The organism is Spirosoma sp. (assembly GCF_026391055.1).
Taxonomy (GTDB): Bacteria; Bacteroidota; Bacteroidia; order Cytophagales; family Spirosomataceae; genus Spirosoma.
Map to the genome: position 1 here is coordinate 628,943 of NZ_JAPLET010000015.1, position 23,684 is coordinate 652,626.

General features: G+C 52.8%; 16 protein-coding genes and 1 riboswitch. Of the genes, 8 read left to right on the forward strand and 8 right to left on the reverse strand.

What is annotated here, in order from left to right:
* Positions 1-56: 56 nt before the first annotated feature.
* The 6 genes from metE to NT073_RS08125 all read right to left on the reverse strand — a co-directional run bounded on the left by metE (position 57) and on the right by NT073_RS08125 (position 8,869).
* A complete protein-coding gene (gene metE / locus NT073_RS08100) occupies positions 57-2,384 on the reverse strand; it encodes a 5-methyltetrahydropteroyltriglutamate--homocysteine S-methyltransferase (protein ID WP_297371488.1) in 2,328 nt (775 codons plus the stop codon).
* A gap of 156 nt (positions 2,385-2,540) precedes the next feature.
* Positions 2,541-2,771: riboswitch (cobalamin riboswitch) on the reverse strand.
* A 118-nt stretch (positions 2,772-2,889) separates the two neighbouring features.
* Positions 2,890-3,186: a hypothetical protein gene (locus tag NT073_RS08105; protein WP_297371490.1), complete on the reverse strand. Its 297-nt coding sequence runs from the start codon at positions 3,184-3,186 to the stop codon at positions 2,890-2,892.
* Positions 3,187-3,284: 98 nt separating this feature from the next.
* The gene (locus NT073_RS08110; RefSeq protein WP_297371493.1) at positions 3,285-5,849 is read right to left on the reverse strand and encodes a glycoside hydrolase family 9 protein; all 2,565 of its coding nucleotides are present in this window, start codon (positions 5,847-5,849) and stop codon (positions 3,285-3,287) included.
* A 38-nt stretch (positions 5,850-5,887) separates the two neighbouring features.
* Positions 5,888-7,243, reverse strand: a complete 1,356-nt coding sequence (locus NT073_RS08115) for a neutral/alkaline non-lysosomal ceramidase N-terminal domain-containing protein (RefSeq protein ID WP_297371496.1) — start codon at positions 7,241-7,243, stop codon at positions 5,888-5,890.
* Positions 7,244-7,390: 147 nt separating this feature from the next.
* Positions 7,391-8,134, reverse strand: coding sequence for a ferritin-like domain-containing protein (locus NT073_RS08120; RefSeq protein ID WP_297371500.1), 744 nt, complete (start codon positions 8,132-8,134; stop codon positions 7,391-7,393).
* A gap of 15 nt (positions 8,135-8,149) precedes the next feature.
* The gene (locus tag NT073_RS08125) at positions 8,150-8,869 is read right to left on the reverse strand and encodes a ferritin-like domain-containing protein (protein WP_297371503.1); all 720 of its coding nucleotides are present in this window, start codon (positions 8,867-8,869) and stop codon (positions 8,150-8,152) included.
* A gap of 545 nt (positions 8,870-9,414) precedes the next feature.
* Between NT073_RS08125 and NT073_RS08130 the strand changes: the two genes are divergently transcribed.
* The 8 genes from NT073_RS08130 (at position 9,415) to NT073_RS08165 (ending at position 18,968) form a co-directional block, all read left to right on the forward strand.
* On the forward strand, positions 9,415-9,909 hold the full coding sequence (locus NT073_RS08130) for a DUF4126 family protein (RefSeq protein ID WP_297371505.1): 495 nt from the start codon (positions 9,415-9,417) through the stop codon (positions 9,907-9,909).
* 227 nt (positions 9,910-10,136) lie between these two features.
* A complete protein-coding gene (gene thrA, locus NT073_RS08135) occupies positions 10,137-12,593 on the forward strand; it encodes a bifunctional aspartate kinase/homoserine dehydrogenase I (protein WP_297371508.1) in 2,457 nt (818 codons plus the stop codon).
* A 31-nt stretch (positions 12,594-12,624) separates the two neighbouring features.
* Entirely contained in the window at positions 12,625-12,861 is a 237-nt protein-coding gene (locus NT073_RS08140; protein WP_297371511.1) for a DUF433 domain-containing protein, read from the forward strand.
* The gene (locus tag NT073_RS08145) at positions 12,858-13,211 is read left to right on the forward strand and encodes a DUF5615 family PIN-like protein (RefSeq protein WP_297371520.1); all 354 of its coding nucleotides are present in this window, start codon (positions 12,858-12,860) and stop codon (positions 13,209-13,211) included. The genes NT073_RS08140 and NT073_RS08145 overlap by 4 nt, the downstream gene beginning before the upstream one ends.
* Positions 13,212-13,522: 311 nt before the next feature.
* Positions 13,523-14,737: a retropepsin-like aspartic protease gene (locus NT073_RS08150; protein ID WP_297371523.1), complete on the forward strand. Its 1,215-nt coding sequence runs from the start codon at positions 13,523-13,525 to the stop codon at positions 14,735-14,737.
* A gap of 38 nt (positions 14,738-14,775) precedes the next feature.
* Positions 14,776-16,371, forward strand: coding sequence for an AAA family ATPase (locus NT073_RS08155; RefSeq protein WP_297371526.1), 1,596 nt, complete (start codon positions 14,776-14,778; stop codon positions 16,369-16,371).
* A gap of 98 nt (positions 16,372-16,469) precedes the next feature.
* Complete coding sequence (locus tag NT073_RS08160) at positions 16,470-17,501, forward strand: galactitol-1-phosphate 5-dehydrogenase (RefSeq protein ID WP_297371528.1); 1,032 nt, start codon at positions 16,470-16,472, stop codon at positions 17,499-17,501.
* A gap of 390 nt (positions 17,502-17,891) precedes the next feature.
* On the forward strand, positions 17,892-18,968 hold the full coding sequence (locus NT073_RS08165; RefSeq protein ID WP_297371530.1) for a Gfo/Idh/MocA family oxidoreductase: 1,077 nt from the start codon (positions 17,892-17,894) through the stop codon (positions 18,966-18,968).
* Between the two features lie 64 nt (positions 18,969-19,032).
* On the opposite strand, the gene NT073_RS08170 is transcribed toward NT073_RS08165, so the two are convergent.
* Both NT073_RS08170 and NT073_RS08175 read right to left on the reverse strand, forming a co-directional pair.
* Positions 19,033-20,343, reverse strand: coding sequence for a RagB/SusD family nutrient uptake outer membrane protein (locus NT073_RS08170; RefSeq protein ID WP_297371532.1), 1,311 nt, complete (start codon positions 20,341-20,343; stop codon positions 19,033-19,035).
* 99 nt (positions 20,344-20,442) lie between these two features.
* Complete coding sequence (locus NT073_RS08175; RefSeq protein WP_297371673.1) at positions 20,443-23,583, reverse strand: SusC/RagA family TonB-linked outer membrane protein; 3,141 nt, start codon at positions 23,581-23,583, stop codon at positions 20,443-20,445.
* Between the last annotated feature and the right edge of the window lie 101 nt (positions 23,584-23,684).

A 23,684-nucleotide genomic window follows, 5' to 3' on the forward strand; every position in this document is an offset into this window, starting at 1 on the left:
TTTAATGGGAAAATAAAGTAGGTCTTCGACCCGGAATCAGTCGAAGACCTGTGCACTTATACCGCTTCCAGTACGGTCTCACGGGCGGTTTGGGCCGCTTGTACCATGTTTTTCAGCGCTTCGGTCGTTTCCGGCCATCGGCGTGTTTTTAGACCGCAATCGGGATTCACCCACAAGTTCCGGGCGGGCAATACCTGAGTTGCCTTCTGAAGGAGTTCAACCATCTCGGCTACAGTTGGTACACGTGGGCTGTGAATATCATACACCCCCGGCCCTATTTCGTTCGGATACGCAAAACGGGCGAATGCATCCAGAAGCTCCATCTGCGAGCGGGAGGTCTCAATGGTAATGACATCGGCGTCCAGGTCGGCAATGGTGCCAATGATGTCGTTGAACTCCGCGTAACACATGTGGGTATGGATCTGGGTGTGGTCCTGTACGCCCGATGCCGCCACCCGAAACGCCATAACCGCCCAGTTTAAGTAAGTATCCCAGTTTTCACGGCGTAGCGGTAATCCTTCCCGCAGGGCGGGCTCGTCGATCTGGATAATGCCGATGCCGGCCGCTTCGAGATCCACAACTTCATCATGAATGGCCAGCGCCAGTTGCAGACAGGTGTCGCGCCGGGGTTGGTCGTCCCGGACGAATGACCATTGCAGAATAGTAACAGGACCGGTGAGCATACCTTTAACGGGCTTGTCAGTCAGTGACTGGGCCAGTTGAGCCCAACGCACGGTCATGGGTTCGGGCCGGTGAACATCGCCGAAAATGATGGGCGGTTTAACGCAACGCGACCCATAACTCTGCACCCAGCCGTTTTTGCTGAAGGCGATCCCGTCGAGCAACTCACCGAAATATTCTACCATGTCGTTGCGCTCGAACTCCCCATGTACCAGTACATCCAGGCCAACGTCTTCCTGCCAGCGGATGGCCTGCTCCGTCTCCGACCGGATGAAGGCTTCGTACTCGGCCAGCGTCTTTTCTCCTTTCTTAAATTTCGCCCGATTGGCCCGCACGGCATCTGTTTGGGGGAACGAACCAATTGTAGTCGTCGGGAAAAGGGGCAATCTGAGCCGGTCATGCTGTACGGCCTGACGCTGTGAAAAGTCACTCGTTCGTCGGGTGTCCTGCTCGCTTAGCTGATGCAGCCGCTGCTGTACCGCCGGTCGATTAATCTGGTCCGATGCCCGCCGGACTTGTAAGGCGGCCCGGTTAGCTGCCAGCAAAGCAATCGCCTGTGGATTGCCGGGTTCCTGGCTGAGCGTGGCGAGGGTGACTACTTCGTCGAGTTTCTGGCGGGCGAAAGCCAGCCATTGATTGAGTTCGAGAGGTAATCCTGCTTCAGTCGTTTCGGTCGACAAGTCGCAGGGAACGTGCAGCAGGGAGCAGGAGGGCGCAATCAGGATTCGGTCAGCACCCAGCGCTGCTGTGGCTTGCCCAATCACAGCCAGGGATTTTTCCAGATCGTTGATCCATATGTTTCGGCCGTCCACCACACCCAGCGACAATAGGGTGGGGCGCTTGACAAAGTCAGTAGTCAGGATGTCGGCTAACTGGTTTGGGCAACGGACCAGATCGAGGTGAAGTGCATCGACGGGCAACTGAATGGCCAGATTCAGGTTGGCTCCGTAGCACTCGAAATAAGTCGCAAGTAGTAGTTTGAGATCAGGGAACTGCTGGCGCAGCTGCCCGTAAACGGAGGTTATCGCTTCCTGCTGATGGACCGTCAAATCCAGTGAAAGGCAGGGTTCATCGAGTTGAATCCATTCGGCACCCTGCTGCTGTAACCGGCCAAGTATCTGTTCATAAACCGGCAGCAAGCGGTCGAGCAACGTCAGTCGGTCGAAGCCCGATTCTTTTTCCTTTCCCAAAAGAAGGTAGGATACCGGACCCAGCAAAACCGGTTTAGGCAGCGTACCCAGCGTTTCTTTGGCTTCGTCGAACTCGGTGAAGATTTTGTCGGAAAGCAACGAAAACGACTGATCTGCCGAAAACTCAGGAACGATGTAGTGGTAATTGGTATCGAACCACTTGGTCATCTCCATCGCCTTCAGGTCCAGCCCATCCTGTTGATAGCCGCGAGCCATGGCAAAATAGAGAGCCAACGGGTTTGGCGCTGATTCATCGAGCAGGGGTTTGAACCGCTTTGGTATTGCCCCGACTGTCAGCGACATGTCGAGTACCTGATCGTAGAACGAAAAGTCATTGCAGGGGACGAGTGCAATGCCAGCCTGTTGCTGGGTCAGCCAGTTAGCCTGCCGTAGTTGAAGGCCTGCTTCCTGAAGCTGCTGTGGGGTGATTTTGTGAGCCCAGAATTGTTCACAGGCCCGTTTGAGTTCGCGGTGGCTACCGATTCGTGGATAGCCGAGGTTGTGTGCGATCATGTTGTAAACGGATTAAATGGTTGATCGCGTTCGATGCCGAACTCCATACGCCCACCACATGATCCAGAATTTACACAACACGACATACCACACCCAGCCTCGGGGAGAAGCCGGAATGAAGCAGTCAATCGTGATAAAACCCAATCGCGTGTGGGCGTAATCAGCAAAGCTAAAGGCAAGTCTCCTGGCTTGTGACGGTATTTGCCGTCCTTCTCATCCTATCGCAACCGGTTCGCCGGAGTGGGCGAACCGCTGAAGGACAATGGACATCGAGGGCAAACCCTTTTTTAATAGTCACTGACAGTAGCAACGTCTGCTCGTGATTCTCACACGATTCCTTTTTCATTTCCTGAACCTCTCAGGAAAACCATTAGCTTGTTTGACGGAAAACAAAGAACGTTGACACAAAGTAACCGCATTGTCTGGCCAAAAACAAAGCAGAGCCCATCAGTCTTATAGTTAAAATAGAGTGACAGGCTTAAATGCGTTGGGCCATCCGTAAGGCTTACAAGGTATCTTTTTTTGTTTTTCCAATAGGTACCGATACACCAAACGCCCGTGGGTCGCTGGGAGGCAGGGTTTTACGTTTCTTGTTGTCCTGAACGGGCGGAATGGGGTTGTTGGGCGTCTGGGCGGTCATGCCACCACCCGACAGGGGTGTATCAACGCCCGGAATGGCTACCTGTTTTGGTGACGGACTTTGCTGAACAGGGGTTTGCTCTACTTTTTTCAATGAATCGCTCTGGGCGAAGCAGGCGGAGCCAGACAGACTAACCGCCAGAAGAAACAGGAATGTACGCATGGTAAAAGTTCATTAGTTGAGTAAGCCGACATTGGCCGAAGTTCCGGTCGTCAGTATCTATATCAACACACTTTCATGCGTAAGGTTTTAGGTTCTTTTTACAACGCATCGACCCGCAAAAAGGCGTATCCTTTCTGCCGAAGTTCAGCGATTAATTCATCTAGATGATCGTACAGTTTATCCGTTCGATTTGGGGCTACGCCAATGTGCATCAGCAGAATAAAACCGTTCAGGCCAGTGGGTTTTTTCTGCTCATAGGTGTATATGGATTGCAGTATGGTGGCACTGCTGCGGTAGTTCTTATCCTGGGGGGTGGTGTAATCCGCGTGGCTGAGTGTGCCGGGTGTATAGTTGATAAGTTGAACGCCTTCTGCTCTGGCCCACGCGGCAATGCTGTCGTTGTACCACTCGTAGGGCGGCAGAAACAGTTTAGTGGTTTTTTGAGGGGCTTTAAAATGAGCTAACCCCGCGTAATTAGCCCGTAAGTCATTCACAAACTGCTGCCGGGTCACGAGCAGGCTATCCCGCTTTGTCCAGTCGCAGTAGAGCAGGTGCTGGTCGGAGTGGGGACCGAGGTAGTGGCCGTCCCGTTGAAGCTGTTTTAGGAGCGGGGTAAAAGCGGGGTTCCGTAAAAACCGACCCGTCAGAAAAAACGAAGCCCGAACCTGGTGCTTTCGCAGGGTTCGGGCTATGGTGGAGCCGCCATCGGCAAACTCATCGCCGGTAAACACCAGCGCCAGTCGGCGGGCACTGGTGTCACCCCTGATTTTTGCCCCTTTGAAATAGGTTGATTTCAGGTCGGCTTTGGTCGATAGTTTTAGCGTTTTTGCCGGTTTCTGACGTTTTTGGGACGTAGTTGCCTTCGCGGGTTGAACTTTCTCGGCATGCTTGGCGGCCAGCAGGTACACGAGCGAGGCCGTGCCATCCATGGTAGGTTCGTTCGTACTGTAATCGCCATAATCGTCGTGGTATACAGCTACGTTGCTTTGGAAAGAAGCGTACTCGTCGGGTTCGTGCAGGGTAATCCCGATCAGTCGGCTGTAAATACTACCCCGTACGGGGCCATCCACCAGCCCGCCGTCGATGGGGTAATTTTTCAAATGCGTAAAAGACGAATGCGGGTCCGAGGGGGTATCGGCGTTGGTGGGAAGGCCGTAAACGAAACTCGTGCCCCATGGATTACAGCCAAACAGCCAGTCGAAATTGGCTTGTTCCAGCGCGGCAAACTGCGTATCGCCGGTGAGCTGCCGGTACCAGAAGCACTGCGTGGCGAAGGACGTTGTGAGGTTATTGCTGCACCACGTAAAGGGTACACCCCGGTAAAACGCGTTCTGACTGGCGCGTTTCCAAATTACCTCAATACCGGCTTTGTAGTAATTGGTAACGGTTTTTCGATCGTGGGCCGGTAGCCGTTTCGCCAGCTCCGCATGGCCGACGTTCACAAACGGATACCACTGATAATGCCGGGCGGTGTCGTTCAGAATCCATGGCGTAACGGGTTCCATTCGGGCAAAGTCCAGTGCTGTAGTTTGTAATTTGGCCGCCCGTGTTCCAGTAGCCCCCATGGCGTTAAGTTGCTCCACGGTGGCCAGTTCCATATCGTCGGCGTAGTTGTCTTCTTCGTAGAAATAAGGTGCCCGGCCCGGCGCGGTCTGGCAATTGCCTGGTTTTTCGAGCCCAAGTTTATACGCCGACTGCGCCCGTTGCCAGAGTTTACCGGCATAGGCGGGGTCATTTTTTCGCGTCAGCTGATAGCCCAATGCCAGCGCGCTGCTCACTTTGCCCGCTGTAGAGGCCACGCCTGTTGCCCGATTCTTGTACTTAAACAGCCCCTGCGGCTGGCCCGTTGCAAAATATACGGGCCGCTCAGCCCCTTTGCCATACATGCTGTCGAGTTTTGGGATTCGCATACTCGAATGGTCGCGGTCGTCGCCGAGCTGGTTGAAGAGCCACGTGTCGGTGGGGTGCATTTTCAGGAGCCAGTCGAGTCCCCAGCGGGCTTCGTCCAGCACATCGGGCAGGCCATTGGCACCCGCCAACCCATTTAGCTGATGCTGGTCGCCAAAGGCAGTTGGAAAGTCGCGCAGGGCGGCCAGCAGGTGATAAGTGGCGTTGGCCGAGGTAGTTACGTATTGCAGGTAATCCGACGCATCGTGCCAGCCGCCCGACGCGTCGATATGCGTGCTGTCCGGCATGGGGCCGTACATAGCATAACCATCATGCGTATGGCAGGAGTCTTTCAGAAAGGGATTGAAGCCGCTTCGTTGCTGGCGCATGTAGCGCAGGCAAAAATCGGCCGCACCCGCATATACATCGTCGCCAATCCGAAACCCCGGCGATCGAGCACCGTCGGCTGTGCGCAGGTAATACCGACCGGGTTTCTGAATCGCCGAAAAGTCGAGCCGATATGATTGTTTAAACGGCCCATATCCGCCAAACGCCCGCCCGGCCGGTAGTTGTTGATGCACCCCGTTCGTCTGTTCATCGACCAGTTCGAACCTCTCAATCTGTCTGTCGATCAGGCTTCCCCAAACGGCAACCTTCGGGCTATCGGGTCGGTAGCCGAGCAAGTTGATGCGGATAACGGCGGAAGGTTCATCGTAGACATGGCCGGAGAAAAAACTGAGAAAGAGAACGATGAAAAAGGTTAAACGAAAGGTCATAGTGTTGAGGTATTAGGCTGACAGGTCATAAAGTCTATCTATATTCTTTTCAACAACCCCATCATCATTTCCTCAAAATACGCCCCGTTATACGGACCGAACCAGTTCATGTCGCGGGTTTCGTACGTGGTCCGGTTGTAGTATTTGTCGGGGGTTACGTAACCAATGTAGCCGCCATCGAAGCTGGTAATCATGAGGTTAACGCCTTTTTGCGCAGCCAGCGGTTTGAAATCGGCCACAAATTCGCCGGAGTAATCGCAGGGGGTGCCCAGCAGAACCGTCTGACCAATGCGCAGGGCTTTCAGGTCGGATGGGTAATCGCCGTAAACGGCGTAGAACAGCCACGGCCGCACCCGCCAGTTGCCAATAACGCGGGGGTGCGGTTCGCGCAAACCGAGCGGCAGCGTCAGAATCCCCAGCGTACTATCGGCTTTAGTCTGGATTTGCGGAACGGTTCGTTCGATGCGCAAAGCCAGGTCACCGGCATAGTTGCGAATTTCCTGAAAGTCAGTTTTACCACGCGCCTGCGGGCCGGTACTGCCCACCGCCCCCGCCATGAACACGGCGAAGTCGGCCGATTTCTTCTCCAGGCGGTCGACCAGCGAACCGGGGTAATCGCGGCTGAGGTAATTCCACATAGCATCTTCGTAGAGGGTCGCATGACCGGAAAAGGTGCACAGCAGGGCCGATTCGCCGGTTTCTTTCTTCAGTTTCAGCAGGCGCACCATGCCGTCGAGCGGTCCGGTGGGGCCGGAGAACCCAATGCGGTTATAAATATGGTCGCTGGCATCAACCTGCCCAAAGCCAACTTGTACAGGAGCCATATTCTGCTGGGCCGCCCGGATGGCATTTATGATTCCATCGGTAATACGAACGACCAGTTTCTCATCATACCCGCCCGCTATGAGCTGACCAACAATACCCGGTGCCCAACCGCCGATGCTGTTGTGCGAGTGAATAGCCCCTGCATAGATATTCTCCCACTGCAATCCCACTTCGGGGAGTCGTTTTTTGAGCGCTTCAACTACGGTAGGGGGTGTAATGAGCAAGTCCAGACCAATGAGTGCGGCTTTCGTACCGCCATTATCAAGCACGATGGCGCGGGCAAAAATAGAATCGGCAATAATGTGCCAATGCTTACCGCGCCGGGCACCGTAACCACCGGTAGGCGTGGCGTAGGGGGGCGTAATGCTGGACTTGGCCCAACCGGCCCGCAGCGGTGTGGTGGCCGCTGGAATGGCCGGAAGCTTAGCCAGACGTTCTTTTGTCTGGGTGTAATAAGGCATTTGCTGGTACGGCGTCTCATCGACCGGGGCCAGACTTACGGCCAGAAAGAGAAGGATAAATACAACAAGTCCCAACAGGACTTTCAGGAAAACACGAACGAATTTCATACAGAGGTCGCCATCAGGGGCGAATTTATCTGCAAGCAACGAAAAAACGGACGGATGAAAAAGGACAAAAAAAAGGTATCAGAGAAAACCTCCGATACCTTTCGCCACCCTCGCCGGTTTCCCGGCCTCCCTATACTTAATGTTTTTTTATAAGAACGATGCGGCAATGGCCATGACCTGCTGTTTGGTCAGAGGCTCATCGAAAGCACCGCGGAAATTGTCGTCAGTTATGCCAGTCACGTTCGGCAGCGTTTTCAGGCTCACACCTGCCTGCGTAAACGTCGTTTGGGTTGGGTCGGAAACCCAGCCTTTCATGCCCATCATCCGGCGAACCTCCGAAGCATGGCGCGCTTCTACCGAATGGATTTGCAGAGCAGTCTGTAAAATGAGCTTGTCGTTGACCAGTGTTCCTACCTGTCCTTTGTAAGCCTGAACGCCCGTGTCTTCCAGTGCCCGTGCCGTAGCCAGAAATGTGGCGTAGGTCGAGAACGTACCGGCCGGAAACTTGAACGTTGGCTTGGCAATGGCAGCCGCGCCCAAAGTGGTCTTCAGCAGATTAACGTGTGCCGTTTCGTGTTTGCTGATCTGGTTGATAACGGCCAGATCGCTGGCTGGAACAAGTCCCGCCGTAGCCAGGCCGGTGCGGTAAAACTCATCTTCCAGATACTCAAGCGTGAGGGCGAAATTCGCCGTGTCAATAGCGGCCTGCGAAGGGGCACTTGTAGTCTGGGCAAAAGCCTGGTTCAGACTACCAGCCACCACCGTTGGAATACCGGCAGCCAGCAGATTTGAACCAAATTTGAGCAGATTCCGGCGCGAGTAGAAGTTGAAACGCTCGCTAACTTCGGGGTCTGCTTTTTCGATATCGGCTATTAAATTGAATAAGTTCATAGCGTTGCGTGTGGTTTACTTGGGTAGATTGGTGGCTGTGATCGGTGTTCGTACATACTTCTGGGCAGTTGGCAACACCGCAGAAGGCGGGGTGGCCGCATCCAGACCGGTAGTAGGCGCTACCACATCGTCGCCGGCAAAATCAGCCGATTTTGGGTTCAGCAGGTCGCGGATGGCTGCTGCATGACGAGCTTCTACCGATACAATCTTACCCGCCAGTGCCAGGTAATTCACGTCTGTAATTAATGTCCCAGCCCCATTGTAAGCGGCTACGCCCAAATCCTCGAACGCTTTGGCAGTGCCAAGCACGCTGGCCCGGTCGCTGAAGTTGATGCTGCTGAAATTGGGTACCAGATCGCCAATGCGGCTGGCGGCCGGGATTGCCGCTTTGAAAAATTCGCGGTGAATGATTTCGTGGTCGCGAATATCCGTCAGAATGGCTTTTTCGGCATCGGTCATGCCGGTATAAGGTTTAGCGACAACCTGCGTGTAAAAAGCGGCTTCGAGCTGCTCAAGAGCAAAGGCATAGTTCAGGATGCCAACGTCACCCGTACCGAGGTCGACGGGGGCCATTACTGTGGTCGGGTTTTCTTCACCCTCTTTGCAGGAAGCCAGGATAGCGCCCCCTGCGGCAAAAGCACCCGCGTAGCGAAGAAACAACCGGCGACCTACTCGTACCGGCTCCAACTGGCCGGGCAACATAGTCAGGCCAGTTTCATTCTGTTGCTTATTCATAACGTAATAAATTAAGTGTAGTAACAACATAACCGCAGGCTTATCAGACGGTTCGAAAACATTTACGGTGTCCTGGCTCTGTTGGATTTCGTCTCCTTCAAAAAAAGACGCACCGTTCTTAATCAGCTAAATTCCCGTACTCTGAGAAAATCAACTGACTTGACCACCCAATTTGCCGACATATCTGTAGCTGCTCATACACTTAATTTTTGCTAAACAGAAGATAATCAGGCTGCTATGCAATTCTTACAAGTAAGTTGGCAGATCAACAAGATGAGTAGGTAAAGTGTTTTTTTGTCAAGGTAAAGTTTTTCCGATGCCTGTCTTATGCTTTGTTTTCAAGGCATAACACGCGGCTTTTTCAACCTGCTATATTGCTGATTAGGACTATGAACTCGTGCTGGTGGGTTAAGATATTTACTATACGGGTAGTTTTGTGCGGGTATGTGGACCTACACATTCAAGGGTAGTTGTCGTAAAAAGTAACCTTACAAACAAAGGCCGGGTATTCGAGTTCTGACTCCTATACTCAACGACAAATGACCATGAATCAAACTTATTTGAGTGCCTTTCAGATAGGCATCGTAGCCGGTATGCGGGCTATGTCGGCACCTGCTTTTGTGAGCCATAAACTGTCTCACGAAACTCCCAATCCCTTGTCGGATTCAACGTTTAGTTTCCTGACCTCGCCCAAAACTGCAACGACGCTGGCTTTGCTGGCAGGTGGGGAGTTGATTGGCGACAAAGTTCCGAACGCCCCCGACCGTATTTCGGCGGCTCAGTTGCCTGTTCGGTTAATCTCCGGGGCTGCGTCGGGCGCGGCTCTGGCCGAGGCCGACGGGCAACCGGTAGCGTATGGCGCTATTTTAGGCGTTGTGGGCGCGGCTGTTGGTTCGTTTGCCTTTTTTCATCTGCGCCACTGGCTGACGCACGAAAAAGACCTGCCCGATCCGGTCGTTGCGCTGGCCGAAGATGCCCTGACTATCGGGTTGGGGTTACTGACGATTAACGAAAACAAGTCGTTTAGTACTGCATCGTAATTGCAGAAAGATGTTTTGTGTTGGGAAGGCACTCCTTGCGGGGTGCCTTTTCTGTTGGTAGAAGCCCGGAAATGAGCGCACCGTATTATCTTTGCTTTACAATACCACCATCATCAACGGCTTCCTGATTAAGTTTCGTAAATAAAGTAGTCACCTTTATTAATGAGCCGCTCTTTCGCCGGAACGCCAGCCCGGTCATTCGCTCTTTCACTCATTCACCAGTACAAATGCAGGTTCTTAAATTTGGCGGTACCTCGGTTGGGTCCGTAGACAGTATCAAACAAGTTATCCAGATCATTGAAAACCATCGGCAGAACGGCGACCAGATAGCGGTCGTATTTTCGGCGATGGGGGGCATCACCAACCAGCTTATCGAGATTGGGCGGATGGCCACAACCGGTGAGACGGATTATATGGAACTGGTTCGCCGGATTGAAGACCGCCATTTTAACGTCATAAAAGCCCTGATTCCCATTAAAGAACAGAGCAAAGTATTTGCGCACGTTCGCGGAATCATCAACGAGCTGGAGGATCTGCTGCGGGGCGTGTCGCTCATTCGTGAGCTTTCGCTGCGTACGCATGACCTCATTACCAGTTTCGGCGAGCGGCTGTCTACAACGATCATTACCGAATGTGTAAAAAGCCGGGGCATTCCGGCCCAGTTCTGCGATGCCCGCAAAATTATTAAGACCGATGCCCAATTCGGACAGGCCGAGGTGAATTATACCCTGACGAACCAGCTTGTTCAGGAGCATTTTGCCAAAACGTCGGACCTGCAACTGGTGACGGGCTTTATCGGTTCAACCGAGAAAAACGAAACCACAACTTTGGGTCGGGGCGGGTCCGATTATACGGCGTCGATTCTGGGTGCAGCCCTGAACGCGGAGGTAATTGATATCTGGACCGATGTTGACGGTATGATGACTGCCGACCCGCGCAAGGTGCCGAATGCCTTCAATATCCCAACTATTACCTACGCCGAAGCGATGGAACTATCGCACTTTGGTGCCAAGGTGATCTACCCGCCAAGTTTGCAACCGGCTTTTGCCCGCAATATTCCGGTTCGGGTGCTCAACACCTTCAACCCAACCCATGCCGGTACCGTGGTGAGCCGCACCGCCGAACGTCGGCAGTACACCATCACGGGTATTTCGAGCATCGACGACATTGCGCTGGTGAACGTGCAGGGCTCCGGAATGATCGGCGTTGCGGGGGTATCAGCCAAGTTATTTGGTGTGCTGGCGGCTCACAAGATCAGCGTTATTCTGATCTCGCAGGCGTCGTCGGAGCACTCCATCTGTTTCGCCATCGACCCGCGCGGTGCCGAAAATGTCAAGAACATTCTGGATGAAGAGTTTGCCACCGAAATTGCCCACGGGCACATCGACAGCATCGCCATCGAGCGTGATCTGTCGGTTATTGCCACGGTGGGGGAGGGCATGAAGAAAAGCTCCGGTATTGCCGGGAAGCTGTTTTCGGTACTTGGCAAAAACGGGGTCAACATTGTGGCGGTCGCGCAGGGGTCGTCGGAGATCAATATCTCGGTGGTTATCAACAAGAATAACCTCTCCAAGGCGCTCAACTCGCTGCATAACATCTTCTTTCAGTCCGAAGCCCGCGTGCTGAACCTGTATCTGGTGGGTACGGGTCTGATCGGCAAAACGCTGCTGCAGCAGATTTATAACCAGTCGGAATATCTGCGTTCGGAAAAGCTGCTGAAGGTGTGCGTGGTGGGCATGACCAACACCAAAAAGATGGTGCTCGACACACGAGGTATATCGCTGGACGGCTGGCGCGAACGGCTGCTGACCGATGGTGTAACCACATCCTTACCGGCTTTTGTCGAGAAGATCAAAGATTATAACCTGCCCAACTCGGTCTTCATCGACTGCACCTCCGACAAAGACATTGTGCAGTTTTACGAGTCGCTGCTGGACGCCAACATCTCGGTCGTAACGCCGAACAAAGTGGCGAACTCGGGCTCGTACAGCGAGTACCGCCGGTTGCAGCGGACAGCCCTGAACCGGGGTGTCAAGTTTCTATACGAAACCAACGTGGGCGCTGGTTTGCCGATCATCAACACCGTTCAGGGGCTGATGACGGCGGGCGACCGTTTCCTGAAGATCGAAGCGATTTTGTCCGGTACGTTATCGTTCATCTTCAATACCTTCCGCCCCGGCATTTCCTTTGCCGACGTGGTTCGCGAAGCCAAAGAGAAAGGCTACACCGAACCCGACCCGCGCGACGACCTGAGCGGCCTTGACGTAGCCCGGAAAATCCTGATTCTGGCGCGTGAAGCGGGTTTCCCACTGGAGCCGGAAGACGTCACCATCGACACCCTGCTGCCCGAATCCTGTCTGGCTGCGCCCACCATTCCGGCCTTCTTTGAGGAACTGGAGCGCAACAACGACTACTTCGAAAACCTGCTTGCCGAAGCCGAAACGAAGGGCGAAAAGCTACGGTTTGTCGCCAGCTTCGAGAACAACAAAGCCACGATTGGTTTGCGGCCGGTCGGTGTGGAGCATCCGTTCTATCAGCTAACCGGTGCGGACAATATCGTTTCGTTCACGACGGAGCGTTATAAAGACCGCCCCTTAGTAATCAAAGGCCCCGGCGCAGGAGCAGAGGTAACGGCTTCGGGCGTGTTCGCCGATGTGGTGAGTATCGGTAGTTATCTGGCGTAAGAATTGTTATCTTGGTAGGAAAAAGAACGGTATGGAAAATGCGTTGCTTCAACGAATCACGTTAAATCCCGACATTTGTCACGGTAAGCCAACAATCCGCAATCGTCGGTACCCGGTTGAGTTGATCCTTGATCTTCTGTCGGCCGGAATGACTCACGAGGAGATACTGGCCGATTATCCTGCTTTGGAAGAAGATGATATTCGGGCTTGTCTGGCCTTTGCCAGTCGACTTACCCGGGTGAAAAGTATTCATCAGGTAGTCGTATGAAATATCTGGTTGATGCTCAATTACCTTATTTGCTGGCTGAGATACTGAGCGCAAAAGGATATGATGTAATCCATACGGATGAATTGCCGGATAAAGACGAGACAAGTGATACTATTATTCGCCAACTAGCCACTCGTGAAAATCGAATTGTCATTACAAAAGATTCCGATTTTAGGGATAGTTATCTTCTGTTCGGCCAGCCTCCCAGATTATTGCTGTTGACTACTGGTAACATAAAAAATCGCCAATTACTGGATTTATTTCGAGGTAATAGGGCTACCCTTGATGGGTTGTTCCTTGTGCATACCTTTATTGAGTTGACTAATAACGATTATATTGTTCATGAGTAACGGCCTCGGGCGTGTTCGCCGGTGTGGTGAGTATCGGTAGTTATCTGGCGTAGAGATATGAGTGGCTGGCGCGGGCATTTGCCCGTGCCTGTTTATTTAGCAAGCCGGTCCGGCGTTCCGGTTCGCTTGCGTTAGTAAATACTGACTTTATCAAAAAGCACGAGCTAATGCTCGCGCCAGCTAAAGTGCCAATGCTCGCGCCAGCTATGGACTGGTGTAGTCGGTACTACGCTAAGCTGCCTTGACAACGAGGTGACGTAGAAGCGTTCAATCGTCTCACTGTAAATCTGCTCTAGCCGTAACCACCCTCTATGCGATTCTGCCTATATCTGATGTGCTTCCTGCTGACTTCCGTTTCTGTTTTTTCGCAACAGACTACTTCTTACAAAGACCCGACAACGGCTCTGGAAAACTTTGAGTTCAAGGCCATTGATTACACATCGTTAGATTCTATTTCCCGCGATTGCATCAACGCGCTTGAGCATAGCCTCTACCATCGGTTTGATAAGGCCGAGGCATTGATGAAGAAAGTAGCTTTGCAGACTGCCTCCCCATTGAGCGCTCCCGCCCGTTTTCACTTGCTGAGCGAACTTTACTTCTACCAGGGTAAATATAGTGAGTATGTGAGATTTGCAGATCAGATTAAAGAGAAGCCAGAACTTTATGAATTGGCTAAGGCATTAGCTGCATATCCGGCCATGCAAATCAGTTTTTCTACCGATAGTTTACTGATTCCCGTCACGATTCGGAAGCATAGCTATGTCGTCGCCACCGTCCTCCTTAATGGAAAGCCTGTACGACTTGTGCTTGATTCGGGTGCTAATTTTTCTGTTATTTCTCAGTCGCTTAGTCAAAAGTTAGGACTAAAGCCTTTAGCGGACATAAACGTTTTAAACTCGGTTGGCACACAGGTTAAAGCACCTGTTGGCCTGCTAGATTCCCTGTCATTTGGCAATGTTCGGTTAACACATGTACCTGTAATCTACACGGCGAAAGATAACGTTTTCAAAACGATGCATGCGGATGGTCTTCTGGGTTGGGATATTCTCAAAAACCTTACTTATACAGCAGATTTTAGTACCTGGACACTCATGATTCGTCGACCCGTTTTAGATACGACGGCCGAAAAGAATCTGTTTGGTATAGGGCATCCTGTACTGGTCGTTCGTTCCGAATCGGGTAATCTGCTGAATATGTATTTTGACTCCGGGTGTAATAATGTTGATCTGCGGGAAAAAGGGGCCGCTAAGCTTGGCGTATATAAAACAAAGAAAAGGCCAGGGGCAGCCTTTGGAATTGGTAAAATGAAAATAGGCTTGTTTCGTTATGTGAAGAACTTTACGTTTCAGATAAACGGCCAATCATTCAGTCGGAAATCCACCTATTTGTCGCCCGTTGAGCATGGGTCGTTGGGCATTATTTGTGATGGCGTAATCAGTAACGCACCCTTTCAAAAGGGCCGTCTTACAGTGGATTACCTCAACAACCACATCGGCTACAACGAGACGAAAGCCGTAAACCACTGAAAATTTCGTAGCTTCGTAAACGCCAATTCCTCTTTCCTGTGTTGACCGATACCCAGCAGCAACCTCTCATTGAACGCATCCGTGACATTGGTCACCCCGAAGCTGTCCGGCGATTTTTTGGGTTGTTAAAGGAACTGATCGACATCGTCAATCTGCCCAACGGCGACGCCCGGCTGGCTTTCGTAGTGCGGCAGGAAAAAGCCGCTATTACAGCCCACATCAATTATTTTCAGGCCCTGCGCATCCAGCGCCAGCGTCGCAGTGAGGTAGAGTATCACCTTACTGTCAAGAAATCCTGCCAGGAACGGCTGTCCATTCTTGAGGAACTAGTCTTTGAGCCAATCACCGAAAAGTCCGATTATGTAGCGGCTATCATCGGGCAGTCGAACGTACATCTGCTCTATCAGCCCGTTTTGCGTACCTGCTGGGAAGACTGCCTGCTCGAACTGGTTGAGACGAGTAAACGAGGGCCGCACTCCGCCCGCCATAATGCCGATGTGTACCGGGCCGCTGAAGATGAAGCCTTCCTGAGCGAAGTAATCCGGCTCGCCGACGACCCTACCCTTGGCGACCGACGACTGAACGACTACACTGCCGAAGAGCCGGAAGCCGAATACGAAACCGAACCGGAGCTAAACAACCAGCCCCACAACCTCATCCTGTATGGACCGCCGGGAACGGGCAAAACCTTTGCGTTGCAGCCCTATCTGCGCGAAACAAGCGACCGTGCCAGCCTCATTACCTTCCACCCGGCCTATAGCTATGAAGAGTTTGTGGAGGGCATTCGCCCGGAGGTGATCAACGGGCAGATCAGCTACCGGATTCGGAAGGGTATTTTTTATAAAGCCTGTATGTCGGCCATTCAACAGGCCGGGTATGCTACGCTGGCCGACTGCCTGAACGATTCGGCAGAGACCCGCCAGCAGAAGCTAAAAAAAGCTCCTCCGCATTATTTGCTCATTGATGAGATCAACCGGGCCAATGTCGCCAGCGTGTTCGGCGATTTGATCACCCTGCTCGAAACCGACAAACGGCTGGGCGCCGAAAATGAACTCTGGCTGACGTTGCCGTACTCACAAGAACGGTTTGGCGTACCGTCGAACCTGTTCGTGGTGGCCACTATGAACACCACCGACAAGTCGATTGCGCTGCTTGATATTGCCCTGCGCCGTCGGTTTTCATTTCGGGAGGTGGTGCCCGACCCCAGCGTTTTGGGTGTTGTTGACGGTGTCGATCTGGCCCAATTACTACGAACAATAAACGAACGCATCGAGTATCTGCTCGACCGCGACCACCAGATTGGACACGCCTACCTGACCAGTATCGAAACGTATGCTGACCTTTGTACGGCCTTTCGCGATCGCATTATTCCGCTGTTGCAGGAGTATTTCTTCAACGACTGGGCCAAAATTCAGTTAGTGTTAGGAGACAACGCTGCCTGGGGCAAAGACCCCGACCTGCGTTTGGTTCGGGTCAAAAAAAAATACACATCGGCAGCCGCCGGCAAACTGTTCGGCGAATTGCCCGACTTTATCGACGAGGTCGTTACCTACGAACTTAACCCCCACTTACAGCAGGGCGAGGTTGAGCAGATCCCCGCCGATGCCTTTGTGAAGATTTATCAAAAACAGTAAGTATAGCGGGCGGGAGCCCGCTTTTTATAACTGGCAAAACCAGTTTATGTACCAAATGCGGGTTTCCATGGCAACAGCCGATCACCCGCTCTACTACTATGAAAGCACTCGTTCTTACAGAATACAATCAGTTTGATTTACAGGATGTGCCCAAGCCTTCTATCCGTCCCAACGAGGTGCTGGTGCGCGTGCAGGCCGTGGGTATTTGCGGCTCCGACGTACACGGTATGGATGGCAGCAGTGGCCGACGTATTCCGCCCATTGTGATGGGACACGAAGCCAGCGGCATTATTGCCGAAGTAGGCAGCGAGGTAAAAAACTGGGCTACCGGCGACCGCGTCACCTTTGACTCGACGGTGTACGTACTCGACGACTGGTACAGCCGCCGGGGACAATACAACCTGAGCGATGGCCGCGAAGTCGTAGGCGTATCGACACCCGATTTCAAACGAAATGGTGCCTTTGCCGAGTACGTGGCCATACCCCAGCATATTTTGTATGCCGTTCCCGATAATGTTAGTTTCACCCAGGCTGCGCTGGTCGAGCCGGTAGCCGTGGCATTGCATGCCGTTAACCTGACGCCCATTCAGGTCAATGATTCGGCTGTGGTTGTCGGGTCGGGTATGATTGGCCTGTTCGTTATTCAGGTGCTGAAACTGGCGGGCTGCGGTACCATCATCGCTATCGACCTGGACGATGATCGACTCGCATTAGCTCAAAAACTCGGAGCAACCCACATTATTAACGCGAAAAGTGGCGACGTGGCCAAACAGGTGCAGGACCTGACGCACGGACGTGGAGCCGACGTTTCCTTTGAAGTTGTAGGGGCCGGTCCAACCGTCAAAACCGCTATCGACTGCGTTCGGAAAGGAGCCACAGTAACGCTGGTCGGGAATCTGGCACCAACCGTTGAGATGCCCTTACAGGCCATTGTAACCCGGCAGCTGCGGCTTCAGGGTTCCTGCGCCATCAACGGCGAATACGAAGCGGCCCTGGCCTTGATCTCGTCCGGACGCGTTAATGTCGAAGCTATTCTAAGCGCCGAAGTGCCGCTGGAGGAAGGGGCCGACTGGTTCAAACGACTTTACAACAAAGAGAAAGGCTTGATAAAGGTGGTGCTGAAACCGTAGGAAATCAATTAGCCGCTTCATATTGCCTTACGGAATATCCATTACTCAATTCGAGGACAGTATCGGTTAGCTGAAGGATAGTCTCCAGTTTAGTTGTCACAAAAAAGAAGAGGGGGTATAAATTTCGGGCTGCCCGTCCGGTCGATATTTCCTTGTGTAATAGGCAGCGGTATCTGGGGTCTGCCAAACGTTGCTATCCCGTTTACAAGTTTGGATGAGGTGCTACTGATTGTACAGCAAATCGGGCGGGCTGTCTGGTGTGTTTTCTGGCATGAACCGGAAATGATCGCTGTTAACAGTGCGCTTACCGCCTATGTTTCATATAATTAAATTTTCGTTTGAGTAGGAGACCTACCAAAAACGCATTTCGTTGGAAGACGTTTTAAAACTATGCCTGAACCCATACGCATTGCCATTATTGGCCCCGGCAAAGTGGCGCATCTGCACGCCAAAGCCGCTCTGGAAATACCTAACGCCGAACTGGTCGCCGTTTACGGTCGAACCTATCAGAAAGCGGAAGACTTCGCTAATCAGTACGGCATTCGTGCCTATAGCGATGTCTACGACATGGTCGACCGGGAGAACGTCGACCTTTGTCTGGTCTGCACCACCCACCCCGGCCACCGGGAGCCAACGGTAGCGGCCTTGAATGCCGGTTCGCACGTACTGGTGGAGAAACCGCTGGCATCGTCGCTCGAAGATTGCGATGCAATGCTGGAAGCCGCCAAACGCAACAACCGGCACCTGGGCGTTATCAGCCAACGGCGGTTTTATGCCCCCAGCCAGCGTATTCGGGAAGCGATCGATTCAGGAAAAATAGGAAAGCCGGTACTCGGCACGGTTCAGATGCTCGGCTGGCGGGATGAAAACTACTACAAGAGTGACGCCTGGCGCGGCACCTGGGCCGACGAAGGGGGAGGAGTACTAGTCAACCAGTCGCCCCACCAACTGGATTTACTGCTCTGGTACATGGGCGAAGTCGACGAAGTCTTTGGTGTCTGGCGTAACCTTAACCACCCCTATATTGAGGTCGATGATACGGCACTGGCCATTGTCAAATTTAAGAATGGTGGACTGGGCAACATCATCGTCAGTAACTCGCAGAAGCCGGGAATTTTCGGGAAAGTACACGTACACGGCCAGAATGGTGCATCGGTAGGTGTTCAGACCGATGGTGGAGCCCTGTTTATTGCCGGTATGTCGAGCATTACCGACCCGCCGGTCAATGACCTCTGGACGGTGCCCGGCGAAGAAACCCAATTAGCTAAGTTTATCGAAGAAGATACCGCCTTCTTCAACACCATCGACGCTACTGTCTACTACTTCGGTCTGCAAATCGCCGAGTTCTGCGACGCCATCCAGGAAGGTCGTGCCCCCGCTGTAACGGGCGAAGAAGGCCGTAACGTAGTCGCTCTTTTTCAGGCTATCTACGAATCGACACGAACGGGATTGCCGGTTAAGTTATAAAAAAGGAGCAAAGGGATGAAAGGGACTTCTTCAACATCCCTCTCTTCCCTTTACTCCTTTTAGGTTAAATCGCCGGATCGCCGGGTGTATTGGTGTTGTTATTACGCTCCGTCAGCGGGTAGGGGAAAAAGTTTCGGTTGCGCTCGGCACCCGTTGCTCCTGGCCCCGGCCGATTAAACCGGCGGCTGTCTTCCAGTCGGAAACCCTGATAGGCTAATTCAATCTGGCGATTTCGGTAAATCTCTGCCAGAATGGCATCGGCCGTTTGCGCACCTGCATAAGCGGGCAAGGCCGCGCCCAAACCAAATGCATCCTGAGTCGCTGTTTTTGTCAGTACCTTGTTCAAGGACGCTACGGCATTGACCAGATCACCTTTACGAGCGTAGGCTTCCGCCTGAATCAACAGGATTTCACCCGGCAGATAAACGGGAACGGCCGCATTGTTGGCGGTATAAAACGCAGTGGCAATTACCGGCGCTACAGCCGTGTTGGTGCTCGGCTTTGTCAGGAACGCAATTCGCTTATCGGCTGCATCGGGAGCCAGTGTCGCTGGCAGACCCAGATTGGCATTGGTTGGCTGAAACACGTTCAGGTTTCCGAAGGTATATTCGAACAGCGGGTTGCGGGTGTTGTCGTCAAAGTTAAAGACCGATCTTTTGGTTAGATCCACCTTAGCGGCAGCCGCCAGCGCCTTATCGTAATCGCCGGAAAACAGCGCATACCGTGCAATCAGGGCCTGAATCGTGTTTGGAATGTCTATACCCGTTACGATCTTACCCGTAAAGTCAGCGGAAACGGGTGCGCTGGGCAGTTGTGTTGCGGCTGTTTCGAGGGTTGAAATAGCTTCCTTGAACACCTGCGCCCGAGTTACAAACGGCACGTTCGTACCCGTTGTAACCGGCGACTGCTCGAAAAACATACCGAGTGTCCCTAATGACAACGCTCGGAAAATTGACGCATAACCGATAATGCCGCTCTTTGTACCGGCATCGGACACAACGCCCGTATTAGCCAGAATCAGTTCGGCATTGGACCGTACCAGATGGCTCTGCGTCCACAGATTCCGCACCACACTGTTAATGTTACTCACGTTACCGGCACCGGTCGCAAGGTTGGCTTCGTCGAGGTTACCCACGTTTAGGACTGCTTGTTCACGGGTAGTTAGGCCCGCTCCTGCGGTGCTGGCATACAGTACACTCAACGCGCCCCCGGTGGTATAACGGTACTGCAGCCCGTTGGCGAGGGTCATCAGACCATCCGGCGAGCTAACCGCCTGCGACTGGCTGATGGTACTGGGGTTCAGGTACTCCTTATTACAGGCAGCCTGCGTCAGCAGAAGGCCCGTGAGAAGAATGGGAATGACTATTTTTTTCATAGTTATAAATGATAAGCGATCAGTCGGCGAGGAATACGTGTAAGACATATCAGTTACTGACAGACGGCATTAATTACACTCACTGACTCATCAACTAAATTAAAATGTCGCTGATAGTTTAAGCTGGTAGGTACGTGGAATAGGAACGTTTCCGAAGTCGATGCCGCGTAACAGGTCGTTGTTGCCACCCGCGTTGGTTTCCGGATCGAAGCCCGTGTATTTATCCCACGAATACAGGTTGCGGCCTACCGCTGATACCGTTAACCGGCTGATCGACTTGATAAGGGTTGGCAGCGTATAGCTGAGCGATACTTCGCGCAGTTTGGTGTACGAACCCGGATCGACCCGGAACTCCTGCGTGTTGTAAATACCGAAGATATAACCCCGCTTCAGCGTTCCCCGCAGCTCCTGTTCGGCAAAGTCGCCCAGACCTACACCCTGCCGGGTCCGTTTGTCGGCGTTGAACACATCGACACCCTGAACCATATCCAGCAGTACGTGCAAATTCAGTTTTTTATACGACAGATTGGTGCTGAAGGAGCCCGTCCATTTTGGGTTCGGGTTGCCGATAATCACGTTGGCTAATGGCTTGGTAACATCGAACGATCCATCCAAATTACGGGCAGGTACGTAATCAACGGCACCATTCGCCTGCGACGAAGCCCGTTCTGACTGTGGGAATCCCGAGGGCGACAACAGCAACGAGCCGTCCGGGTTGCGGGCATAGCCCGTACCGTAGAAAACACCCACCGGTTGGCCAACGATCAGGTTAACAGGTGTTCCGGACGCCGAGGAGGCATCGGGGTTGATGATGGGCAGACCACCCAGATCAAGAACTTTGTTCCGGTTGTGGTTGTAAATAAAGGTCACATCCCAGTTCAGGTCTTTTGTTTTGATGGGTGTCGCGTCCAGCACAATTTCAAACCCTTTGTTCTCCATCGAACCCACGTTGTTCACGATGCTGGTACCGCCCGTGGTGGGGGCCAGTGTCCGGTTCACGACCAGGTTGGTGATTTTCTGGTTGTAAGCCGTTACGCCCAGACCAATCCGGCCATTCAGGAATGACAGGTCGACACCACCTTCCAGTTCGGCCATGCGTTCGGGCTGCACATCGGGGTTGGCGAGCTGCGTACCGGGTACCACCGTGTTCTTACCCAGGAAACCCACCGGGCTGAACTGGTAAAAACGGGCATACGAACCAATACCCGACAGGTTACCGGCTTCGCCGTAGCTAGCCCGTAGTTTCAGGCTGTTGAAGGCATTGCTGAACGACAGATTTTTCCAGAAATCAAGATCCGACACGATGAACGAGCCGCTCACTTTAGGATAATATTGGTTGGTCTGCGTTGGTGAGAATTTCGACGACTGGTCGCGACGGACGGCACCCGTAACAAAGGCCAGATTTTTATAGCCGAGCGTAGCCTGTGCAAACAAACCACTCAGGCTAAAGCGGTCCAGATCGTATCGGACAGCGTAAGTGGTGTTGCTTGCTCCGCTGACCGTTTCGATAAACGGCGACAGGTTCTGGCCGCTATTAACCGAGTAATCGGCCTGATAATACTGGTAGCTATAGCCGATGGCCGCGTTCAGTTTGAACTTCTCGCTGAACTGGTTTTCGTACTGAGCGTTCAGGTCGTTATTGAATTGCAGTACCTGGTTGGTCGCCGTGGCCGCAAATCCAAACGGATAGCGGGCCGCTGGCAGACCCGAAACCGCCTGATACGGATAAGGCCGGATGTAGTTTTTTCCGAACTGCGAATAGGCATCGACACCCACGATGTAGTCGATGGTCAGACCTTTCAATGGCGTCAGGTTCAGCTGAAGGCTATTGATTGTCCGGCTCACCGACTGCGAAAACTTCATATCTTCGATGGTCGAGAGTGGGTTTACGCGCGTTGGTTCAACAGCCTGTAAGTTACCGGCGGCATCGCGCTTTGTGATGTCGTAGATGTTGTTGGTGATGTTGACCGAGTTGATGGGGCTGTAGAATACGTTACCGTTGGCCTTCTCGTTAGAGAGGCTATTCGAATAGCTGATACCCACCGAAATCTTGGCCCAGTTAGCCAGTCGCTGATCGACACGAGCGCGGAGGTTATACCGGGTAAAATCCGTGTCCTTGATAATGCCCTGATTTTTGAGGTAGCCAAACGACACATAATACTGCGTGTTGTCGCGTCCGCCCGAGATCGACAGATTATTGTCGGTGCCGTAGCCCGTCCGGAAAATCTGGTCGAAATAGTTATACCGCTGAACATCGACGAGGTTGGTCGCCAGTAGGTTATTGGTTCCGTCGCGGTAAATACTGGTTGTGGTTGTCCCCGGATTAGCTGCTATCTGAGCCGCCGAAATAACTCCGATGGGATACAGCCGAAGCGACGCAAACCCAAACTGCTTGCCATAGGTATTCACGGGAACCCCTTTCCGCAGTTCGTTGATGTTGAACGACGTGGTAAAGCTAACCTGCGCCTTGCCACTCTGGCCGCGCTTAGTGGTAATGATCACCACACCATTGGCCGCCCGTGAACCATATTGAGCAGCCGCAGCCGCGCCGTTCACGACGTTGATGGTCGCAATGTCGTCCGGGTTAATATCCGACAGTCGGTTCTGGCCAACGTTGGCGTTGCCCACATCATTGGATAGTGCCAGTTGCGATACGTTGGTGCTGGCGTTACTCACAATCACCCCGTCTACAACGTAGAGTGGGTCCGATGAGCCGACCAGTGATTTGATACCGCGCAGACGGATGCTGATACCCCCCGCTGGATCGCCGGAGTTCTGCGTGATCTGTGCGCCCGGCACTTTACCCTGTAAGGAATTGATCAGGTTACCCGAGCCGCTCTGGGTTAAATCAGCTGCTTTAATGGTGCTGATGGCATTGCCTAACTCGCGTTTGGGAGCCGACAGCGTGGAGCCTGTAACCACCACTTCGTCGAGGTTTGTTGCAGCCGCCACAAGTTGCGCGTTCACGGTTACTTCATCGGCATTGCCCAATGTAACATTCTGGCGCAGGGTTTCATAACCGATCGACGTAAAGGCAAGGATGATCGGACCAGCCTTGAGAGTAACCGGAAGCGTGTAGTTGCCTTCAGCATCGGTGGTCGTACCAACTGTAGTGCCAACAAGGACAACCGTCGTGCCAGGAATAGCCAGTTTTTCAGGATCGGTAACCCGTCCTTTCAATGTGTATCGAGTGCTCTGCGCAAAAACATTCGTACAAAGCAGCAAGGTTAGCCCCAGCATCCATAAGCAATGCATGTGTCGGCCAACAAGAAAGTACTTGTTTGTCATAGGAGAATAAATTGGTAAATGAATAAACTGGTATTTTGTAAATCGAAATATAC